This is a genomic window from Priestia sp. 53B2, from assembly GCF_056099005.1.
In genome coordinates, this window is the sequence record NZ_JBLZXA010000020.1 from 164,198 (window position 1) to 184,154 (window position 19,957).

16 protein-coding genes and 1 riboswitch are annotated in these 19,957 nt (G+C 37.9%); of the genes, 8 read left to right on the forward strand and 8 right to left on the reverse strand.

Annotation, left to right across the window (positions count from 1 at the left end; all coding sequences use genetic code 11):
* Positions 1-32 precede the first annotated feature (32 nt).
* Together ACN6NE_RS15025 and ACN6NE_RS15030 are read right to left on the reverse strand one after the other, a co-directional pair.
* Positions 33-971: a response regulator gene (locus ACN6NE_RS15025; protein WP_129706369.1), complete on the reverse strand. Its 939-nt coding sequence runs from the start codon at positions 969-971 to the stop codon at positions 33-35.
* Between the two features lie 4 nt (positions 972-975).
* A complete protein-coding gene (locus ACN6NE_RS15030) occupies positions 976-2,226 on the reverse strand; it encodes an ATP-binding protein (RefSeq protein ID WP_129706902.1) in 1,251 nt (416 codons plus the stop codon).
* A gap of 266 nt (positions 2,227-2,492) precedes the next feature.
* Here ACN6NE_RS15030 and ACN6NE_RS15035 point away from each other — a divergent pair, with 266 nt between their 5' ends.
* Together ACN6NE_RS15035 and ACN6NE_RS15040 are read left to right on the forward strand one after the other, a co-directional pair.
* Positions 2,493-3,482, forward strand: coding sequence for a glutaminase (locus ACN6NE_RS15035; protein ID WP_129706371.1), 990 nt, complete (start codon positions 2,493-2,495; stop codon positions 3,480-3,482).
* A gap of 103 nt (positions 3,483-3,585) precedes the next feature.
* Positions 3,586-5,016 carry an alanine/glycine:cation symporter family protein gene (locus ACN6NE_RS15040; RefSeq protein ID WP_474325803.1) on the forward strand — a complete coding sequence of 477 codons (1,431 nt, stop codon included), beginning with the start codon at positions 3,586-3,588 and terminating at the stop codon, positions 5,014-5,016.
* 30 nt (positions 5,017-5,046) lie between these two features.
* On the opposite strand, the gene ACN6NE_RS15045 is transcribed toward ACN6NE_RS15040, so the two are convergent.
* The 3 genes from ACN6NE_RS15045 to ACN6NE_RS15055 form a co-directional block, all read right to left on the reverse strand.
* Positions 5,047-6,546, reverse strand: coding sequence for a sodium:solute symporter family protein (locus ACN6NE_RS15045; RefSeq protein ID WP_129706373.1), 1,500 nt, complete (start codon positions 6,544-6,546; stop codon positions 5,047-5,049).
* A complete protein-coding gene (locus ACN6NE_RS15050; protein ID WP_013055514.1) occupies positions 6,546-6,749 on the reverse strand; it encodes a DUF3311 domain-containing protein in 204 nt (67 codons plus the stop codon). The genes ACN6NE_RS15045 and ACN6NE_RS15050 overlap by 1 nt, the downstream gene beginning before the upstream one ends.
* A gap of 377 nt (positions 6,750-7,126) precedes the next feature.
* On the reverse strand, positions 7,127-7,726 hold the full coding sequence (locus ACN6NE_RS15055; protein ID WP_474325805.1) for a cupin domain-containing protein: 600 nt from the start codon (positions 7,724-7,726) through the stop codon (positions 7,127-7,129).
* A 384-nt stretch (positions 7,727-8,110) separates the two neighbouring features.
* Positions 8,111-8,189, forward strand: a riboswitch (ZMP/ZTP riboswitch).
* Between the two features lie 55 nt (positions 8,190-8,244).
* Here ACN6NE_RS15055 and ACN6NE_RS15060 point away from each other — a divergent pair.
* The 6 genes from ACN6NE_RS15060 to ACN6NE_RS15085 all read left to right on the forward strand — a co-directional run bounded on the left by ACN6NE_RS15060 (position 8,245) and on the right by ACN6NE_RS15085 (position 17,027).
* Positions 8,245-9,840: an APC family permease gene (locus ACN6NE_RS15060; RefSeq protein WP_129706377.1), complete on the forward strand. Its 1,596-nt coding sequence runs from the start codon at positions 8,245-8,247 to the stop codon at positions 9,838-9,840.
* 182 nt (positions 9,841-10,022) lie between these two features.
* Complete coding sequence (locus ACN6NE_RS15065) at positions 10,023-11,069, forward strand: DUF5105 domain-containing protein (RefSeq protein ID WP_474326623.1); 1,047 nt, start codon at positions 10,023-10,025, stop codon at positions 11,067-11,069.
* A gap of 151 nt (positions 11,070-11,220) precedes the next feature.
* On the forward strand, positions 11,221-11,730 hold the full coding sequence (locus tag ACN6NE_RS15070) for an acyl-CoA thioesterase (protein ID WP_013055518.1): 510 nt from the start codon (positions 11,221-11,223) through the stop codon (positions 11,728-11,730).
* 462 nt (positions 11,731-12,192) lie between these two features.
* Positions 12,193-14,961, forward strand: a complete 2,769-nt coding sequence (ppc, locus tag ACN6NE_RS15075) for a phosphoenolpyruvate carboxylase (RefSeq protein ID WP_474325808.1) — start codon at positions 12,193-12,195, stop codon at positions 14,959-14,961.
* Positions 14,962-15,179: 218 nt separating this feature from the next.
* Positions 15,180-15,623 carry a hypothetical protein gene (locus tag ACN6NE_RS15080; protein ID WP_014461480.1) on the forward strand — a complete coding sequence of 148 codons (444 nt, stop codon included), beginning with the start codon at positions 15,180-15,182 and terminating at the stop codon, positions 15,621-15,623.
* Positions 15,624-16,019: 396 nt separating this feature from the next.
* Positions 16,020-17,027, forward strand: a complete 1,008-nt coding sequence (locus ACN6NE_RS15085) for an aromatic ring-hydroxylating dioxygenase subunit alpha (RefSeq protein WP_474325810.1) — start codon at positions 16,020-16,022, stop codon at positions 17,025-17,027.
* Positions 17,028-17,057: 30 nt separating this feature from the next.
* Here the strand turns inward: ACN6NE_RS15085 and ACN6NE_RS15090 are convergent, their stop codons facing one another.
* From ACN6NE_RS15090 to ACN6NE_RS15100, 3 genes are all read right to left on the reverse strand, one after another.
* Complete coding sequence (locus ACN6NE_RS15090) at positions 17,058-17,813, reverse strand: ABC transporter permease (protein ID WP_129706386.1); 756 nt, start codon at positions 17,811-17,813, stop codon at positions 17,058-17,060.
* Positions 17,810-18,547 carry an ABC transporter ATP-binding protein gene (locus ACN6NE_RS15095; protein ID WP_474325813.1) on the reverse strand — a complete coding sequence of 246 codons (738 nt, stop codon included), beginning with the start codon at positions 18,545-18,547 and terminating at the stop codon, positions 17,810-17,812. The genes ACN6NE_RS15090 and ACN6NE_RS15095 overlap by 4 nt, the downstream gene beginning before the upstream one ends.
* Positions 18,548-18,644: 97 nt before the next feature.
* Positions 18,645-19,952 carry a homocysteine synthase gene (locus ACN6NE_RS15100; RefSeq protein WP_474325815.1) on the reverse strand — a complete coding sequence of 436 codons (1,308 nt, stop codon included), beginning with the start codon at positions 19,950-19,952 and terminating at the stop codon, positions 18,645-18,647.
* Positions 19,953-19,957: the final 5 nt, after the last annotated feature.

The window sequence follows — 19,957 nt, forward strand, 5'->3', positions numbered from 1 at the left end:
AAGAGGCATTTGCACCTTTTCCGTCTTTTCTGTCAATACCAGCTTTTTTCCTTGCTTAACAAGCGCTTTGCTTCAAAAAAGAATATTTGAATAAATTTTTTGGTGTTAATGCGAATCGGCAAAATTTTAGAATCTCCCTGCAATTCTTTCATTTTTTTACGAACGGCTGTAAAGTCAAAAAACTTAGAAGCATAATTTTCAAATTTCGGATTTGAAAAGTCTGTTAATCCAATAGAAGCAAAGTGATTTAGTGAGTGAGTAACTGCTCGTCTTATTCGCTGTTCACAAGCTTTGGTTTCGCGATTAATTTCAATGGAAGACGCGTGAGCTCCTAATTTTTTCTCAGCCACATTCACAAAAATATTTTTTAGAGAAGGGAAATGTTTTTCGACACTTTCTCTTTGGTCATAAGTGTACAGAAACTGTAAAATATCCAGTAAATCTTTTGCACCATTTTCTCCTACAATACCTAACTCGGCTAATAAGAATTTACCTACATCGTATAGATGGGCTTGTTTCGTTACCGGCTGACTTGAAGAGAGGGGGTGATGAGCTGTCGCTAAACTATTCAAGGAGGTTTTAATATCATCGATTGATTTTTCAAGGGAGATTCGTTCCATTACTTTTCGAATAACCGTTAAAATTTCAATTCGATTAATTGGTTTTGTAATATAGTATTCAATTCCTAATGAGTAAGCTTCTCCTATCAATTCTTTGGACTCTACCTGTGAAATCATAATCATTTTTCCGTTAAATGAATCTTTTAAATGACGGATTGTTTCGATTCCGTCTCGTCCTGGCATAAGTAAATCGATAAATAAAATATCAATTTGTTTTAAATTTAACGTAGAGGCATCTAAAAAGCTTCCGTCGACGACTTCTTCTACAACTTCTCCTAAATCCTCATCTTCAATCAGCTGACTGAGCGTTGAACGAATAGCTGAATCGTCATCTGTAATACAAAATCGCATAAACTCATCCTTTCTGAATTAGATTACGAAGGGGGATTTGAATGATAAACGTCATTCCGCTGTCTTCTTGTGTAGCTTTAATCGTACCTTCAAGTTCTTGAACAATATCTTTTACATAAGAAAGACCAATGCCAGTAGAGGGGTTTCCAAATTGATCGTATTTTGAGGTGAAACCAGGTTCAAAAATAGCTTTTTCGTACTTTAAAGGTACTCCAGGACCGTTGTCTTGTATATGAAATTCTACATGTTCAGCTTGTCTATGTACCGATAAAGCAATCCTTCCCTCATCTTTAATCGCTTCCACTGCGTTTGCTACCAAGTTATTAATGATCGATAAAATGGTGTAAACGTGGTAGCTGAAATGTTCCCCGTTTACAGAGGAAAAAAAGGTAATTTGTTTGTGAAGAGAGTCGGCATATTTTTTGTTGATGCGTACGATCAGCTCGATTAATTCCTCTGCTTTCATATAATTTTGGAAACTTTCATTTGAAATTGTTTTAGATAAGCCCGCAAAAATACGCTGGTTGTCTTTTTTTACTTCGTGAATATCTCCTGCAATCCGAAGCGCTTTTTTACTGAGCGTTTGGTTTAGCACAGAATGATCTTTTTCCTGCTGATTTAATACACGGTATAAATCGTACGAAGCTTTTGTAATCGCTTCTGTATTATGAAGGGTCTTTTTTAAATGAACGGTTTCTTCATAAAGGCTTGTGATGAGCATTAGCATGTGCTCATTTTGTTTGCGAATTTGACGTTCTCGTGACTGTGATTCATAAATCGTCATCATATTAAAAAAACTAAGTACAATGAAGCTGTGAGCAAAAGCAATAACGGCCATGTCAGATAATGAATCGACATGGATTGTTGTGTGCAAAACTATATACTGCGCAGTTAGTTCCACTATATCAGCAGCAATTTCAATGATGAGTCCAATCAATCCAATTACAATAGCACTATAGTTCATGCGGCTTACCTTAAAAACAAAAAATAAAAGTGCATACGTAAAGTAGAAGAAAAACGTAGGGTAATGCGTATGTGCAGAAGCCGCAAATTGAAAATGATCGAGCATGATACAATCGAGCATGATGCGAAAGAGAACGACGCTTAAAGCGGTTAACAAGCCCCCGGCTAAAACGGTTTTCCGTTTTAAAAGCAACAGGAAAAAGAAAAATGTAGGAGCTCCAAATGTAATTCGAAATGTTTCATTTAACGGATAAAATTTTAACTCTCCCGCCAGCGGGACAGTAATGAGCATGAGCAATAAAATGTACGGATCTTTTCGAATGAAAGATTTAAAATTCAGATAATTTCACCTCCTGAAGTGATTCGTGAATTAGTATACATTGTGACAGCGCCCAGCACAATGGAGAAGAGTGCCAAAGATAAAAATATAATTCCAAAAAGTTTTGTAGGTTTTTGTATGCTCTCGTAGGTTGCATTGTACATTAAAAATGAAAATGAAATCTCGCTTTATGAAAGCGCTTTAAAATAAAAAGTTAATTAAGTGATGAGGTGATTTTAATGAAAAGAGAAATTGAACAGGAAATGTCTTACTTACAGGTCACTGCAAAAGAGCAGTTACATGAGTGGGTAGAGCAAATAAAAGAATTTTCTTCAGAAGGAAAGACGGCTGATTACATTCCAGCTCTGAAAGATATGGACTCGTCTCAATTAGGTATTTGTTTGATTGGTGCTGACGGCACTGTTATCCAGTCTGGAGATTATGAATCGGTATTTACTCTTCAAAGTATCTCTAAAGTCATTAGCTTTATAGCAGCTTGCTTATGCTGCGGCATTCCTTATGTGCTAGAGAGAGTGGATGTAGAACCAACTGGAGATGCATTTAATTCTATTATAAGACTGGAAATGCATAAACCAGGAAAGCCATTCAATCCTATGATTAACGCCGGTGCTTTAACGGTTTCATCTCTTTTATCTGGGGAGACGGCAAAAGAAAAATTAAGCTATTTGTTTGATGTGATAACAATGCTTACCGGGAAAACACCACTCATTAATGAAACGGTCTTTGAATCAGAATGGCAAACGTCTCATCGAAATCGTGCGCTTGCCTACTATTTAAAAGAAACAAACTACTTACAAGGAGAAGTAGAAGAGGTTCTAGAGGTTTACTTAAAGCAGTGCTCAATTGAAGTAACGACTGAAGATATTGCACTGATTGGATTAATTCTGTCATTAGACGGATATCATCCAGTGTTTCACAAACAAGTAATTCCAAAAGAAGTAGCTAAATTAACAAAAGCGCTCATGCTTACATGCGGTATGTATAATGCTTCAGGAAAGTTTGCGGCATTTGTTGGTATGCCAGCTAAAAGCGGTGTATCGGGAGGAATCATGTCATTGGTGCCACCTAATACGAAAAAGCAGTCTCCATTTCCAGAGGGATGCGGTATCGGAATATACAGTCCAGCTATTGATGAGTACGGGAATAGCGTAAAAGGCGTTACGCTGCTAAAAAAAATCGCAAAAGAATGGGATTTGAGTATTTTTTAGTCTATTTACGTACTCTTCATTCGCTTCAATAATATAAACACCAAGAGAAAAAACTTTCATGTTTTGCATTTGTTCTACCAAATTTTTTAATGAGGTGATAGGCATGCAACAAGCAGTCGAAAGTGTGATTAGCGTCATCAATGATTTTTTTTGGTCGAATTTATTAATTATTTTACTTGTATCAATTGGTATTTATTTTACGATTCGCTCTCGTTTTTTGCAGTTTCGCATGTTGAAAGAAATGGTACTTGTTTTGAAAGAAGGACGAGCGGCTAAAGGTGGAGGAGTCTCCCCGTTTCAAGCTTTTTGCATAAGCATGGCAGCTCGAGTAGGAACGGGAAATATTACAGGGATAGCGATTGCTATTGCACTTGGTGGCCCGGGTGCTGTATTTTGGATGTGGATTATTGCCATTATCGGTTCAGTATCAAGTTTTGTAGAAAGTACACTCGCTCAAATTTATAAAGTAAAAGGATCAAACGGGTTTCGAGGAGGACCCGCTTATTATATGGAAAAAGGGTTAAATAAAAGGTGGATGGGCGGGCTATTTGCTGTACTCATTACACTATCATTTGGCCTGGTGTTTAACGCTGTGCAGTCTAATACGATTACCCTAGCATTTGAGAACTCTTTTGGAACGAGCCGCTTGTTGATTGGGATCATTATGACAGTTATATTTGCGATAATTATTTTTGGCGGAATCAAACGCATCGCCAAGATATCGGAATACATCGTGGTCGTATTAGCCGTTTTATACATTGGAATGGCTCTGTTCATTATCTTTAAAAATATTGATCAAATGCCTGCGGTTCTATCTCTAATTGTGAAAAATGCATTTGGGTTTGAACAGGCGCTTGGGGGATCAATTGGTGCAACGTTAATCAACGGAGTAAAGCGCGGACTGTTTTCCAATGAAGCAGGAATGGGAAGTGCTCCCAACGCCGCGGCAACTGCAGTGACGAGTCATCCAGTTAAACAAGGTCTTATCCAAGCATTTGGTGTCTTGACGGATACACTCGTGATTTGTACAAGCACAGCATTTATCGTTCTCTTATCCCCCGCCTATAAGCAGGGACTAAGCGGTATTGAATTAACGCAGGCTTCTCTTAGTACCCATATCGGCTCTTGGGCATCAGGTTTTTTAGCTATCATGGTATTTCTATTTGCTTTTAGTACGTTAATTGGGAATTATTATTATGGAGAAACGAATATTGAATTTTTAAATTCAAATAAGGTGTGGCTTTGGTCTTATCGTGTAGGTGTTTTAGCGATGGTTATTTTTGGATCGGTCGCTCAGCTTCAGCTTGTATGGAATTTGGCAGACTTATTTATGGGGATGATGGTAGTCGTGAACTTGATTGCTATTTTTCTATTATCGAAAGTGGCATTTTCTGCCTTGCATGACTATACTCAGCAGAAAAAGGAAGGGAAAAATCCAGTCTTTTATAGAGATGCGTTAGAAAGCAATCAAAATATTGAATGTTGGGAAAGAGAATCTACTCCATCCTCTTCTGAAAAAGAGAATATTATTTAAAAAAAGTTCAGCCAATTGGCTGAACTTTTTTTATGCGTTTTTCTTTAATTCAGATTGCGCAGTGTCTTTAGAAAATAATGTTTCTTTCACACCGTTAGTTGCTGCTTTCGTTTTTGCCGCAAAGATTGGATTTAAAATAACAACTACGAGTAAGTTAGATAATAATCCCCAAAACCCTTCATAAAGACCAAATGAATATCCTGTGGCATGAACGGTAAACGTTACAACCAGCCCTACTACTAATCCAGCAATCGTACTTTCTTTCGATTGATTTCTCCAAAACAGGCTGATAACGATAGCCGGGAAGATTTGTACCATACCGGATACCCCTAGTAACTGTAGGGAAACAAGTGCTTGAGGGAATAATAAACCGAATAAAAGTGCCAGTCCAATAACAACGAAAACCATAGAACGAGTAACCATTGTTAATGTTTTACCCTGTACATTTGGATTAATTAAATCTCTAAATATATTATTTGCAAATAAGTTAGACGCTCCAATAGCCATGATAGAACATGGAATTAATGAAGCAAGAGCAATCGTTGCATAAGCTAACCCTTGGCCAATGCCGCCATATGAATATTGAATTAAGGTTAATAATGCTAATCTAGGATCCGTCGTATCTTGAGGTAATACTTGATAAGCAATAAATCCTAAGAAGATGACTAGAATTAAAACGATATTATAAAGCGGTAAGAAAATAGCATTTTTACGAAGCGAATCTGCACTTTTAGCAGTGAAAACACCTGTAGCAGCGTGGGCCCACATGAATAAAGCTAAAGCAGATACGAGTGATGCTGTAATAAACCATGGAATGCCTTTAGGTCCTTGTGTTGGGATCGTTAATAGCTGAGGTGCATCCTTTGCAACATTGTCGATCATGTTACCCCAGCTTCCAAAATGCATAATTGGCAGAGAAACAACCATAAATAACATAATCGCCCATACTAAAATATCTTTAATAATTGCCGTATATGTGGGACCTTTAATTCCGCTGAAAAAGGTATAAAGAGCCACAAGAAAGAATGAAAGAATAACGACAGCTTTTACGTTAATGTAGCCAGTTCCTGCAACGCGAAGAGTATCTTGAATACCGCTAAGCTGAAGATCAATATATGGAATGAGCATCAATACACCTACTATGGCAATTAAAGAGGAGAGAAATTTACTGCTAAAACGTTCTCTGGCATAATCAGCAAGCGTAGTAAGTTTGTGCTTTTTAGCAACAGTCCAAAGCTTTGGAAGAAAGAAGTATGAAATTAAAAAGGCTAAAACAGAGTAAGGAATGGCAAAAAATGCGATGCTTCCTCCCTGATAAGCTGTACTCGTAAGACCTAGGAATGTATAAGCGGTATATAAATCTGCTCCTACTAAAAGCCAGACGAGCAGGCTTCCAAAACGTCTTCCACCTACAGCCCACTCTTCAACTGAGCTTCTAGATGATTTGTCACGTCCCGCTATAAAGCCAATTGCGATAACGACAAGAACAATTGCTGATGTGATTAAAAGTGCGGTTAAATTTCCTTGCATTATTCAATGTCCCCCCAAGATTTTTGTAAACGATAAATAATAAATGTACACACAGGCGTTAAGAAGACCCATAAAAATAACCATAAATGCAAAAGAGGTAATCCAAAAATAATTGGATGAATGTTATTTACAAAAGGTAAAAAAGCGAATTGAGCAATAAATGGAATGATGAATAAAATAAAAATTATGAATTTTCTGTTCAATTTTACTCCTCCTACTAAAAATTTATCTAACAATGTTCACTATGATAGCAAGTCTGACATGGTAAAGCAATAAGTTTTTTGAAAATTTCGTTATAATCTATGGAAATTTTTTTAGAAAAACAAAAAAGAGCTTATGATGAGAGTATATTTGAAATGATTATGAAAGAAAAAAGGGGGATAATCTAAGCGAAGTTGCTCTTGAAGCAAAAAGGACAACGGAAAAGAAGAAATTTAGTTTTGACCGGGAAGTTTTTGTTATTTCGCTGAGATAAAGTATATTGCTATTGCATCATAAGAAAAGAATTTGTATGTTCAAATAGAGATTCATGGAAAGAATAAAACAGAGCAAATAAAAAAACTAGACAATAAGTGCTTGTCTAGTTCCACCACTCTGTCAATGGTCCTTTGTCGCCATAAACAGGATCTGTTGTAGGAATAGGTACTTGTGCAATTTCATCAAATACGTGAGGGCGATCAGTTTGTTTTCCTGTTCGTAAATTGTAATCCATACCCTCTGGATAAGCTCCAACCACTTTAAAATCAGCAGTTGACTGCAGACGCATATGCCCTGTGCCTGCAGGAAGTACGAGCACATCGCCAGCATGCACCACTATATTTTCCCCCATATGTCCACCTAGTTTTAAACGTGCAGATCCGTTAATTACACCTAGTGCTTCATGAGAATTGCTGTGGTAATGGTGAAAATCATATATGCCGCCTACCCAGCTATTTTTCCAGTCGTGAGAATTAAAAATGCTCTCCACTTTCTCTTTCTTACTAATAAATACGTGTTCATACAACAAAACTGGAAGACGAGGGTGATTTGGAATGGTTCCGTCGTCATCAAAATAAAGAACTTTTACATTTGCATAATTCATAAGCATCCCTCTAACAATCTTTTTTCGTAATTTTCCCTGTTTTTTGCTTGCGTAAACAGAGAAGTTTGCTCGAAGTACTTCATTTGTTGCGAAGTGCATGATATGTAGGTTTTAACGTTTTCCTAAAAGAAGTCTCCCACTTCAAGCGTAGCTAAGTGGTGGGCAGTTCACTTTAGTATCTTTTCTTCATATTGTATATAAGTAAAGGGTCTAGTGCAAGAATTCTATGGATATATAGCTGTTAATTCTTATTTTGTAAACGAATAATGTATATTGGTATAATTTTTAGAAGGTAATCTGCTCGTGGAGTAAAAGAATCAAATAATAGAAAAAGTTAGGATTTTAGTTCTTTTTATAATTAAAAAGAGATTTTTAGAAGATTAATTTGGAATTTTACGAATAATTTATTATTTTTAGAAAAGTAATGTAAACATTTTGTGTATTGAGTAATAGTAATGAATGTTATATACTGATAAAAAATATATTCCTATATGTGACTGGCGCAACATGGATGACCATGGGGGAGCATATAGCGTATAAGCCGCGCGCCTGGGCAAACACTTGAGAAAATTTCGCAAGTGTTTTTTTATTTTCCTAGGGAAGAGGAGTAGATTTGGATGAGCAATATGCAAAGGAAGATGGGAACATTTGCTTTAACCATGACAGGCATAGGTTCGATTATCGGTTCAGGATGGCTGTTTGGAGCATGGAAAGCAGCTCAAATTGCGGGACCCGCGGCTATTTTTTCATGGGTCATTGGAATGGTGGTTATTTTGACCATTGCTCTATCATATGCTGAACTGGGCGCGATGTTTCCACAAGCAGGGGGGATGGTCAAATATCCTCAGTATTCACACGGATCATTTATTGGTTTTTTGGCTGCTTGGGCTAACTGGATTTCAATCGCTTCAACGATAACAGTGGAGGCTATTGCATCTGTGCAATATATGAGTACTTGGCCGTGGAAATGGGCTCGCTGGACTCATGAATTAGTAGACAATGGCATTTTAACGTCCAAGGGGTTGGCAGTTGCGTCTTTGTTATTATTCGTTTACTTTTTTGTGAACTATTGGACGGTAAATCTCTTTGCTAAAGCAAACTCATTTATTACGATTGTTAAATTAATTATTCCTGGTTTAACGGCAGGGGCTTTATTTTTTGCTGGTTTTCATAGTGGAAACTTTTCAAGTGAGCATGGGGTAGCACCTTACGGATGGGCTAGTGTTTTAACGGCAGTGGCAACATCAGGTATTGTGTTTGCATTTAATGGGTTTCAAAGTCCTGTAAATATGGCAGGAGAAGCGAAATCACCTAATAAATCGATTCCGGTAGCTGTAATTAGTTCAATTTTTATTGCAGGAATTGTATACATTATATTGCAAATTGTCTTTATCGGAGCAGTAAGTCCGTCATCAATTGCTGATGGATGGAATCATTTGAATTTTAATTCTCCTTTTGCTGATTTAGCGATTGCGCTTGGAATTAACTGGCTAACAATTGTGTTATACGCAGATGCATTTGTTTCTCCTTCCGGCACAGGTGCTACATATACGGCAACTACTTCTAGAATGTTATACGGGATGCAGCAAAATGGATATTTGCCAAAGATATTTGGTACGCTTCATCCACTTTACAATGTCCCGCGCCCAGCTATGTGGCTAAATTTAGCAGCTTGCTTTTTGTTTCTCTTTTTATTTAGAGGATGGGGTGTCTTAGCAGAAGTGATCTCAGTAGCGACGCTTATCTCTTATATTATGGGCCCTGTAGCGCTTATAACATTAAGAAAAACGGCTTCACACTTTTACCGTCCATTTTATTTAAAAGGGGCATCATTTATTGCGCCATGCGGCTTCGTTTTTGCTTCCTTGACGCTTTATTGGGCAAGGTGGCCACTTACAGGTGAAGTGATCTTTATTATGGCAATTGGCCTGCCTGTTTATTTTTATTACCAAGCGAAAAATAAATGGGTGGGCTTTAAAAAAGAATTTTTAACCGGGGCTTGGATGCTTATCTATTTAGCGTGCATGATTTTTATTTCCTACATAGGAAGCGAAAAATTCGGAGGCAAAAATATTTTGCCTTTCGGATGGGATATGCTAGTGATTGCTTGCGTATCATTAGCTTTTTATTACTGGGGAATTAAAAGTGGCAAATCTAACCGATATATGAAAGAAGCTGAACAAATCAATCAAGAAAATTTTAAATCTAAATAAAAAAATACGAGCCTGTGCTCGTGTTTTTTTATTTAGGTGAGTGGAGAATTTAGACTTAGTTTTTATCAAAATATTGTAAAAAATATAGATTTTAAGGTTTGAGTATTTATACAGAGGGAACCTTTATTTGGGATAAAGTTCTAAAAAAACAAAATAAAGGGGATTAGGCAGCTGTGAAAAAAATGAATGTTTTGGCTTTGGCTTTTGTACTTATGCTAGTATTAGCGGCTTGTAACAGTTCTAAGGAAACGGGAGGATCCACTTCGGCTAAAAATAAGACGATTGAGGCATACATTGACAGCGCTTCTTATATTTTAGTAGATAGTGATGAAGGAGCTACAAGTGAAGAAAAAGGGCTGTTGAAAGTTGATTTAAAAGTGAAAAATGTATCCAAAAACAGTATATCTTTATCGGATTATGACGGTGTGTATTTATACGAAGGAGATGAACAGCTGTCTCCAAAAACGGGAGTGAACAGTCGTGAGCTTGGACTAGAAAGCAGTGCATTTGACAAGATTGGCGCTGGAAAGCAAAAAAATTTAACGTTTGTCTTTGAAGTCAAAAAAGATAAAAAGTACAAAATTGGGCTTCAGCCCAAATCATCTGATTATGATGAAGAAATTGACGAAGTGACCTTAACACTGGATACGAAAAAATACGCGAAAAGCTATAATAAGCTGCAAGACCCAGAAAAAGCTCTGCAAGCTTATACAGAAGTCCTTTACTTAAACAAAGAAAACGTAGACTATGATAAATATGTAACAGCAGACAAAACAGCTGTCATAGAAGAACAGAAAAAAGCGTTTAATGAGGAATTAAAAGGTGCGTTTTCTAACGGTTTAACCGACAAAGCAAAAAAAGATTTTTTTAACATGTATAAAGATGTTTTAAAAGAAAAAGCAAGTGTGAAAACAAATGTGATTGCGAATGCAAATAATAAAGCCGTAGTAGAAGTGGAGTACACTACTCTTAATTTATCAGACTTATATTCGTACGTATCGCAACTTAAGCGAGCGTATACAGATGAAACGAAAGATTACGATACAGAACACTCTGAAGAGTTTGCGGCTTCTAAATTCAAAGATATTGTAAATGAATTAGAAACGAAAGAAGGAAGTCGTCCCCTACGAATTTTTATGGTGAAAGAAGATGGGAAATGGACTGTAAAGTCAAGTGACCTATACAGTGATTCTTTAGGTAAAACGTTTGGGTCAAGCTATATTCGATAGACAAAAAAGAGAAGAATTTTTCTTCTCTTTTTTGTTTTCTGTAAATAAATCAACGAGTTTTTTGTAAAGCTAAATTTATCAAAATATGCTAGTATAGGTTCATTCATTCTTTTATTCTTATTATGATAGGCATCAATGGAGGTTCTTACTAATGAAAGCAAATTATTGTAAAGATACAAAGGCTGTTCGAACGAGCCGCATTTTTCCTAATGATATTAATAATCACAATACGTTATTTGGCGGAAAGTTAATGAGTGATATTGATATGATTGCGTCCATTTCAGCTTATCGTCACAGTCGTACAGAGTGTGTGACAGCTTCAGCAGACTCTATTCATTTTCTGCACCCTATTACGCCTCAGGATTCTGTATGTTTGGAGTCATACGTATCATGGACAGGTCGTTCATCCATGGAAGTGTTTGTGAAAGTGATTAAAGAAAATTTAAAAACCGGGGAGCGTCAAATTGCAGCGACATCATTTTTAACTTTTGTGGCAATGGATGATGATGGAAAGCCCCGTGCAGTACCGGAGCTTATTCCAGAAACAGAAGAAGAAAAATACCTGTTTCAAACGGGGGCAGATCGCGCTGCCACGCGTAAACAAGTGCGTAAAAAAAGCAATGAACTAGCCTCGGTATTGGATTTAGGACAACCTTGGTAGCATAAAAGAGAGGCCGAGACAAAAGTATTTTAGCTCAAATGAAAAACGAACCAGTGATCAAAATGTTTGATTAGTGGTTTGTTTTTTTTGTTATGGTGAACGTAGGTTTCATCTGTTTCGTTCCTTCTAGCAGTTGATTGGAGGGCAAGGCGAAGACTCCCGGGGGAAAAGCGGAAGCGGCGAGGAGGCTCAGCGGCCACCTGCGGAAAGCAAAGTCTTGCACAGAAATCAACTGCGGCGTCACAAGCGGTTCGGCTTATGTATCCCATTTGTTCGTCTTTAGATTGGATTCATTTAGTTATGTCTTAACCTCTTTTTTATATTTGATTAATCTCCTCTCCTGAACGAGGGGAGGAAATAAAATTATATGAAATTTATTTTCGTTCATGGTAATATGAATTTAATATAATTTTCTAAAAAGTTTAAAAAGTACAACATTTATGAAGAAAGGTGTCGTGTCTAATGGTAACAGTAGAAGCAGCAGAAAGACAAAACAGCAGCACTGCCCTGCGCCGTGATGTAAAGTTTCTCGGTCAATTGTTAGGGAAAGTTCTGGTTCACCAAGGTGGAGAAGAACTGCTCAGCAAAGTAGAAAAAATACGCGAAGTAGCAAAATCACTTAGAGAAAACAAAGATGAAGTTATCTATAAAGAAATAAAAAATGAAATCGTTACTCTTGAACAGCCGATGCGCGAGCAGGTTATTCGGGCGTTTGCAGTTTATTTTCATTTAGTTAATATTGCAGAGCAAAATCATCGAATTCGTCGCAGACGCGAATATCAGCAGCAAGAAGATTCTATTATGCAGCCGGGCTCATTGGAAAGTGCCGTTGTTTCGCTTAAAAATAATGGCGTGGCGCCAGACGTAATTGCTAACTTGCTTCAAACTCTATCTTTAGAGCTCATCATCACTGCTCATCCAACAGAAGCCACTAGACGAAGTGTCCTTGATATTCATAAACGAATGGCTGAGCTTCTGAAAAATTTGGATAATCCAACGTTAACAAAACGTGAACGTACGGAAATTGAAGAAAGACTGTTTAGCGAAGTATTAATTTTATGGCAAACAAATGAACTGCGAGATCGCAAGCCGACCGTGATGGATGAAGTATCCAATGGATTATATTATTTTGATGAAACGTTATTTGAAGTGCTTCCTCAACTTCATCAGGAGTTAGAGAATTCCTTGCAGGAGAATTACCCTGAAGAAAATTGGAAGGTGCCTAATATTCTTCGATTTGGTTCATGGATTGGCGGAGACCGAGATGGAAATCCAAACGTAACTCCTAAAGTAACGTGGCAGACGCTTGTCAAACAAAGGAAGTTAGCTATTCGTAAATATAAAGAGTCGCTTACTCAATTGAGACAAAGGTTAAGTCAGTCTACAAAAAGAGTCGCAGTTTCAGATAATCTTCTTGATTCTATTAATCAAGAAATATCGTTGCTGCCTGAGAAAAAGCGATGGAGAATCAAACACGAAGTATATCGCTGCAAGCTTACGATTATGCTTCATAAATTAAATTTAGTTGGAGAATCGGAAGCAGGTTATCAAAGGTCGGAAGAACTTCTACATGATTTATTTCTAATCAAAGATAGCTTGCAAAAGCACCAGCCTCACGATTATCAGTTAAAAAGCTTATGTAAATTAATTCGCCAAGTTGAGCTGTTTGGTTTTCATTTAGCAACGCTTGATATCCGTAATCACAGCGGGGAACATGAAGCGGCAATCAAAGAAATTTTCCATGCTGTTTCTTTAGCTGAAGATTATTCAGCGTTAACAGAAGAGAAAAAAGTTGAGCTGCTAGGGAAAGTTCTTCAAGACCCAAGACCTGTGATATCGTTTGTAGAGAATTACTCTAAAGAAACGCAGCAAGTAATTGAAGTATTTAATATGATACATCGAGCACATAAAGAATTTGGAGAAAGATCTATTGAAGTCTACTTAATCAGTATGACGCAGTCTGCAAGTGATTTGTTAGAAGTCATGGTACTCGCCAAAGAAGCGGGTATTTATCGCCTTCATGCAGATGGCCGCATTGAAAGTAAGTTAAATATAGCTCCGCTGCTTGAAACGATTGATGATCTCACAGCAGGTCCTAAAATCATGGAACAGCTATTTCAATTAGATTTTTATCGAGAGCACTTAAGGAAACAGCAGGATTTGCAGGAAATTATGCTTGGCTACTCAGATGGAAGTAAAGACGGAGGAACGCTTACTGCTAATTGGAAGCTCTATAAAGCGCAGCAGGAAATTCACGATATGGCGAGGAAGTATCAAGTTCGTCTGAAGTTTTTCCATGGCCGAGGCGGCTCACTAGGTCGAGGAGGTGGGCCGTTAAACCGAAGCATTTTATCTCAGCCTGTTGAGACGCTAGGAGACGGCGTCAAAATTACAGAGCAAGGAGAAGTTCTTTCTTCTAGATACGCTTTATATGACATTGCTTACCGAAGCCTTGAACAAGCGGTCTCAGCTCTTCTTACAGCGGCAGCAAATATTTCTCAAGAAGCTGAACAATGTGATATTCGTACACATGAATGGGAAGAAACAATGGACGAGATTTCAACTGCTTCTTTACGTAAGTATCAAGAGCTTGTTTTCAAAGATCCAGACTTTTTAACGTACTTTAAACAAGCTACACCTCTTCCTGAGCTGGGGGCTTTAAATATTGGGTCACGTCCAATGAGTCGAAAAGGAAGTGATCGCTTTGAAGACTTGCGAGCAATTCCGTGGGTATTTGCATGGACGCAAAGCAGACAGCTGCTTCCAGCCTGGTACGCTGCAGGTACAGGCTTACAGCATTTAGTAGAGAAATCCGGAGATATACAGCTTCTTCAGCAAATGTATAAAGAATGGCCATTCTTCCGCTCGACCGTCGATAATCTGCAAATGGCCTTAACAAAAGCAGATTTAATGGCAGCAAAAGAATACACGGAAATGGTGCAAGATCCGGTTATTTCAGAGCGGATTTTTACCGCCATTAAAAAAGAGTATAATCTCACAAAAGAAATGATTCTTCAAATTACAGGTCAAAAAGAATTAATGGATCACCTTCCTACGATTAAAGAATCTATTAAATTACGAAATCCGTATGTGGACCCTCTAACATTCTTACAAGTTAAGGTCATTTCCAAGCTGCGTGAAGATGAGGCTGGAACGTTAAATGAAGAACTTTTAAAAGAAGCGTTATTAACGATTAACGGCATTGCAGCAGGGTTGCGTAACACAGGCTGATGATATCAAAAGACACCTCAATAAAACAAAAGAGGTGTCTTTTGTTTTATTCTCTTCACATAAAGAACTGCCTGTCGGTTCTCTCTCTTTTAAAGAGAACTTCCGTCTGTTAAATAGGCACTGAGAAAAATCAATGATAAAATAGAGAGGAAATGGTGATATTATACAAACGAATGCGAGTGGTGGGGTAACTAGATTGAATATGGAGGACGAGGATAATGGTAAAAAATTCGCAAATCTTCATTGAAGCTGACTCCGAGAATTCTGTATTTATTGGACTGGAATTTTGTGAGTATACACAAAAAATGAATCCTACTTGTTTGTCCAAACAGCATATAAATGTGTTTATTCATCCGGAAGAGCTCACCGTGGAATTTAAGAAAACAAAAAGTGATAGAACTATCGATGATTTTCATCTCATGCATATCGTTCCGGTTCATTGCTTTAATTATTTATTATGTTCGATTTCGCAAGGTATTGTTACAGATGTGCAACTGAAAGCGGTCGGTCATCAAGGAGAAACGTTGTTTGAAGAAAATCTTACATTGAAGTTTCATGAAAAAGCGACGGATTATGAAGAAACGCTCTCATTTTTCAAACATTTAAATCAAGAAATACAAAAACAGACGAAAAAATATACGGCCAGTTATATGAGCTCATAATAAAGCAAGCTGCGGTTTTAAAAACCGCAGCTTTTATTCGTTTAACCGAAAAAATTATGTTAGAGATACTTACAAAGCAAGAGATTTTTCAGTGGGAAATTGATAAAGTAAAAATAAGAGAAATCAGTGGACAGAAAAGCTTTTAGCGGCTGGCCGCTCTTTATTCAATATATAATATAAGGGTTAGGTATTGAGATTAAAAAATAGCGATGAATACGTATTGTCATTGTAGATGAAGTGCTAAGGTCGCTCTATCTGCAATCATGTAGAATCTTCGCGCGCTTATAGTCTGTTTTACGGAACGAAAAAGCTGCGGAATTAGAAGCACCCCTTCTATTTCTGCGGTTTTTTTTATAAACAAGAAATAAATTTACTTATCGTACGGAGGCGATGCAGATGATTAAAGATTTAGTACTGGCTAAGGAATGGCTGCCTGCAGCTTATTCACATGATTTAACGGATCAGCCCTTGCAAGTAACGATTTTAGAAGAGCGAGTTGTGCTTTTTCGCACATCTAATGCTATTAAAGCATTTAAAGATTTGTGTATCCATCGCGGTGCAGCGTTATCTCTTGGAAAAGTGGTAGATGATTGCATTTTATGCCCTTATCACGGATGGAAATACGATGATACCGGGGCTTGCGTGAAAATTCCTCAACAGCCGCCGGGAAGAGCTATTCCTTCAAAAGCAAAAGCACAGGTGTATGACTGCGTTGAAAAGTACGGGATTATATGGGTGAAGATGAACAGGGAGGCAGGTGATACTCCTCTTCCTCTGTATGACGAACATCTTAACTCCGGATTCAAAACGGTTTGCGCAAACCCTCATACTCTACAGGCAGCAGCTCCTCGTGTCGTAGAAAACTTTCTAGATGTAAGTCATTTGGCTTTTGTTCACGAAGGAAGCCTTGGACACTCTGACTACGCCGAAATTCCTGATTATAAGGTGCATTGGAAAGATAACCGATACGTTTCTGATGAAATCGCTGTGTACGCAGATGCAGATGGTACGGGTAACTTTGCGACTATTTATTATACCTTTGAAATTCTTCGTCCTACCGTCGCAAGGTTGAAAAAAGTGAACTACGAAACGGGTGAAATCTTTTCAATGCTGTTTGCGGTTTTACCTGAAGAGGAAAGAAAGTCCACCGTGTTTGCGCTGGTTTCTAGAAACTATTCGTTTGATGCACCTGATCAATATTTCCGCGATTTTCAGCAGCTTATTATTGAACAAGATACCAGTATTGTGGAAAGTCAAAAACCAGAAGAGCTGCCGCTTGACTTACAAGCAGAGCTTCATTTGAACCCGGACCGACTGAGTATTGCCTATAGAAGATGGCTCGGCGATTTAGGAGTGACCTTTGGAAGTGACATAGGATCAAGATTAAAAAAAGCTGCTCAATAAAAAAAGAAGAAAGGAGACTCCTTTCTTTTTTTATGTATGCTCACGGATAAGCTGCTGATAGCTATTAAAAAGGGTAGGGTATGTTAATCGGCTTAAAATGACGCAGGAAAGCGTAGCAGACGCTAGAATAGTAAAAACGATAAGCAACTGGAATTTGACAGCTTGTATCGGATCTGCCCCTCCAATAATCTGGCCTGTCATCATACCCGGAAGCTGAACGAGTCCAATTGTTTTTTGACTTTCTACAGTAGGAATCATGCTAGCTTTGATTGCGGCATTTAAAATACTATGAATAGCTTGTTTAGGAGTGCCGCCAAGCGCCAGAATCAATTGAATTTCGTCTCGTCTTCTATTTACTTCAGCATCTAACCGATTTAAAAATAAATTGGCCAAAATCATCGAATTTCCAATAATCATACCGCTGACAGGAATGATATATCGCGGAGTAGCAGGGATAATATGTAGGCCGAGCATAACGCTTTGGGTCAGGGTTTCTACAATGAAAAGAGTGACAAATACACGAAAGAAAGCTTTAAATCCCTGCTTTTTTTTCTTTACAACATTTTGGGAAGCGACCGTCAGCATAAGGAATAAAATGAGAATCATAAAAGCAGGATGATTCGCGTCAAAAATAAAAGATAAAACATATCCTATCACTAACAGCTGAACGGCTGCTCGAATACTGGCAATGATAATATCTTTTTCGAGTGCTATACGAAACGATTTTGATAAAAAAAGAGCAATAAAAACAAAAACGATTGTAAAAATCAGTGAAAGTGAACTCATAGAAAGGCTCCTTCAATAAATTGTTTTGTTTCAGCTTTTACAGGAGCATTAAAAAAGGTCTCGGTCTTTGCTTTTTCTACAATCACTCCGTTCATTAAAAGCCAGACTTCCTCTCCTAAACGTTTGGCTTGATCTAAATTATGGGTAACCCAAATAATCGTTTTCTTCTGCTCTTTATGTAAATGAGAAATAAGCTGTTCAATTTCATGAGCAGAAGTGGCATCCAAGGCGGAAGTGATTTCGTCTAAAAGTAAAAGGTCAGATCCGTTCGACAGCGTGCGGGCTAATGATAACCTTTGTCTTTGACCACCGGATAAATCTCTTGCATCCTGCTCTAACAAGTCAGGGGAAAGACCGGTTAAGGCACAGAGTTCTTCAGGCATAATATCCTGTTTGCCATGCAGTTTTTGAACAAGCATCATATTATCTCGCACTGTTCCATCAATAACAGGGGCTGATTGAAAAGCAATGCCCACTTTTTTTCGTAAATCAGAAATATTCCATTTGCTAATGTCTTTTCCATATACTTCAATACTTCCTTCATCAGGTGCAGAAAGTAAATTGCCCATGGAAAGAAGGGTGCTTTTTCCGGATCCTGATGGTCCTACCATCATGACGAGCGAGCCTTGCATCACTGTACCCGATATGCCTTTTAAAACACTATGTTCTTTATTCTTAAATGTTTTATGAACGTCTGTAAATGTGATAGCAGATATTGAATTGAACGTGTTCATAGTAACTCCTTTTTCATTCGTTTTGTTTATTGTAGCATAAGCGAAAGTATAAAAAGGTATTGGGTGATATAAAAAAAGCTGTGAAAAATCACAGCTTTTAAACAGTTGTATTCACTTTTTGGCTGGCTTTTAAGGCATAATCTAAATCTTCAAGAAGGTCCTCGATTGCTTCTGTTCCAACCGATAGACGAATGAGTTCTGGCGTCACACCTGAAGCTTTTTGTTCGTCTTCAGATAGCTGTTGATGAGTGGTGCTTGCCGGGTGAATAATGAGTGATTTAGAGTCGCCGATATTGGCTAAATGAGAAAATAACTGAACCGAATCAATTAACTTAGCCGCAGCGTTTTTTCCTCCCCTTACACCAAAGGTTAAAATTGCTCCTTGCCCTTTAGGCAAGTATTTTTGTGCCAAAGAATAGGAAGGGTGGGAAGGAAGCCCAGCATAATTTACCCATTCTACTAATTCATGCTGCTTTAAAAAATTAGCTACCTTTAATGCGTTTTCGCTGTGACGCTCTAATCGCAGATGGAGTGTTTCTACCCCTTGAAGGAGTAAAAAGGAATTAAAAGGTGATAAAGCAGCTCCAATATCTCGTAAAAGCTGAACGCGCGCTTTTGTAATATAAGCAGCTTCACCGGCAGCTTCTGAGTATACGAGGCCATGATAACTTGGATCTGGAGTTGTTAAGTCTGGAAATTTCCCGCTCGCTTCCCAATCAAATTTTCCACTGTCTACGATAACGCCCCCAATTGCTGTTCCATGCCCTCCAAGAAACTTAGTAGCAGAATGAACGACAACATCTGCTCCGAAATCGATGGGACGAAGAAGGTAAGGGCTTGGAACCGTATTATCAATAATAAGAGGAATTCCATGCTCATGAGCAATGTCTGCAACTGCCTCGATGTCTAGCACATTTCCCTGCGGGTTTCCAACGGATTCAGCATAAATTGCCTTTGTTTTGGAAGTGATTGCACTTCTAAAATTTTCTGGATTATCGGCATTTACAAATTTGACGGTAATGCCCAGTTTAGGAAGCGTAGACGAAAAGAGGTTATATGTTCCCCCATATAAACTGCTTGCTGATACAATTTCATCTCCTGCGGAAGCGATATTCAAAATGGAAAAGGTAGTAGCTGACTGACCCGAAGCTACTCCTAGAGCGCCTACTCCGCCTTCTAACTCAGCAATTCGCTGTTCAAAAACGTCCGTAGTAGGGTTTACAATTCGAGTGTAGATATAGCCTTGTTCACTTAAATTAAATAAAGACGCAGCATGCTCCGTATCTTTAAATCCAAATGAGCTTGTTTGATAAATAGGTACGGCACGCGAAAAAGTAGCGGGGTCAAGCTGTTGACCAGAATGGATGGCTTGTGTTTCAGGACGAAATGGTTTCTTAGCAGACATTGAAA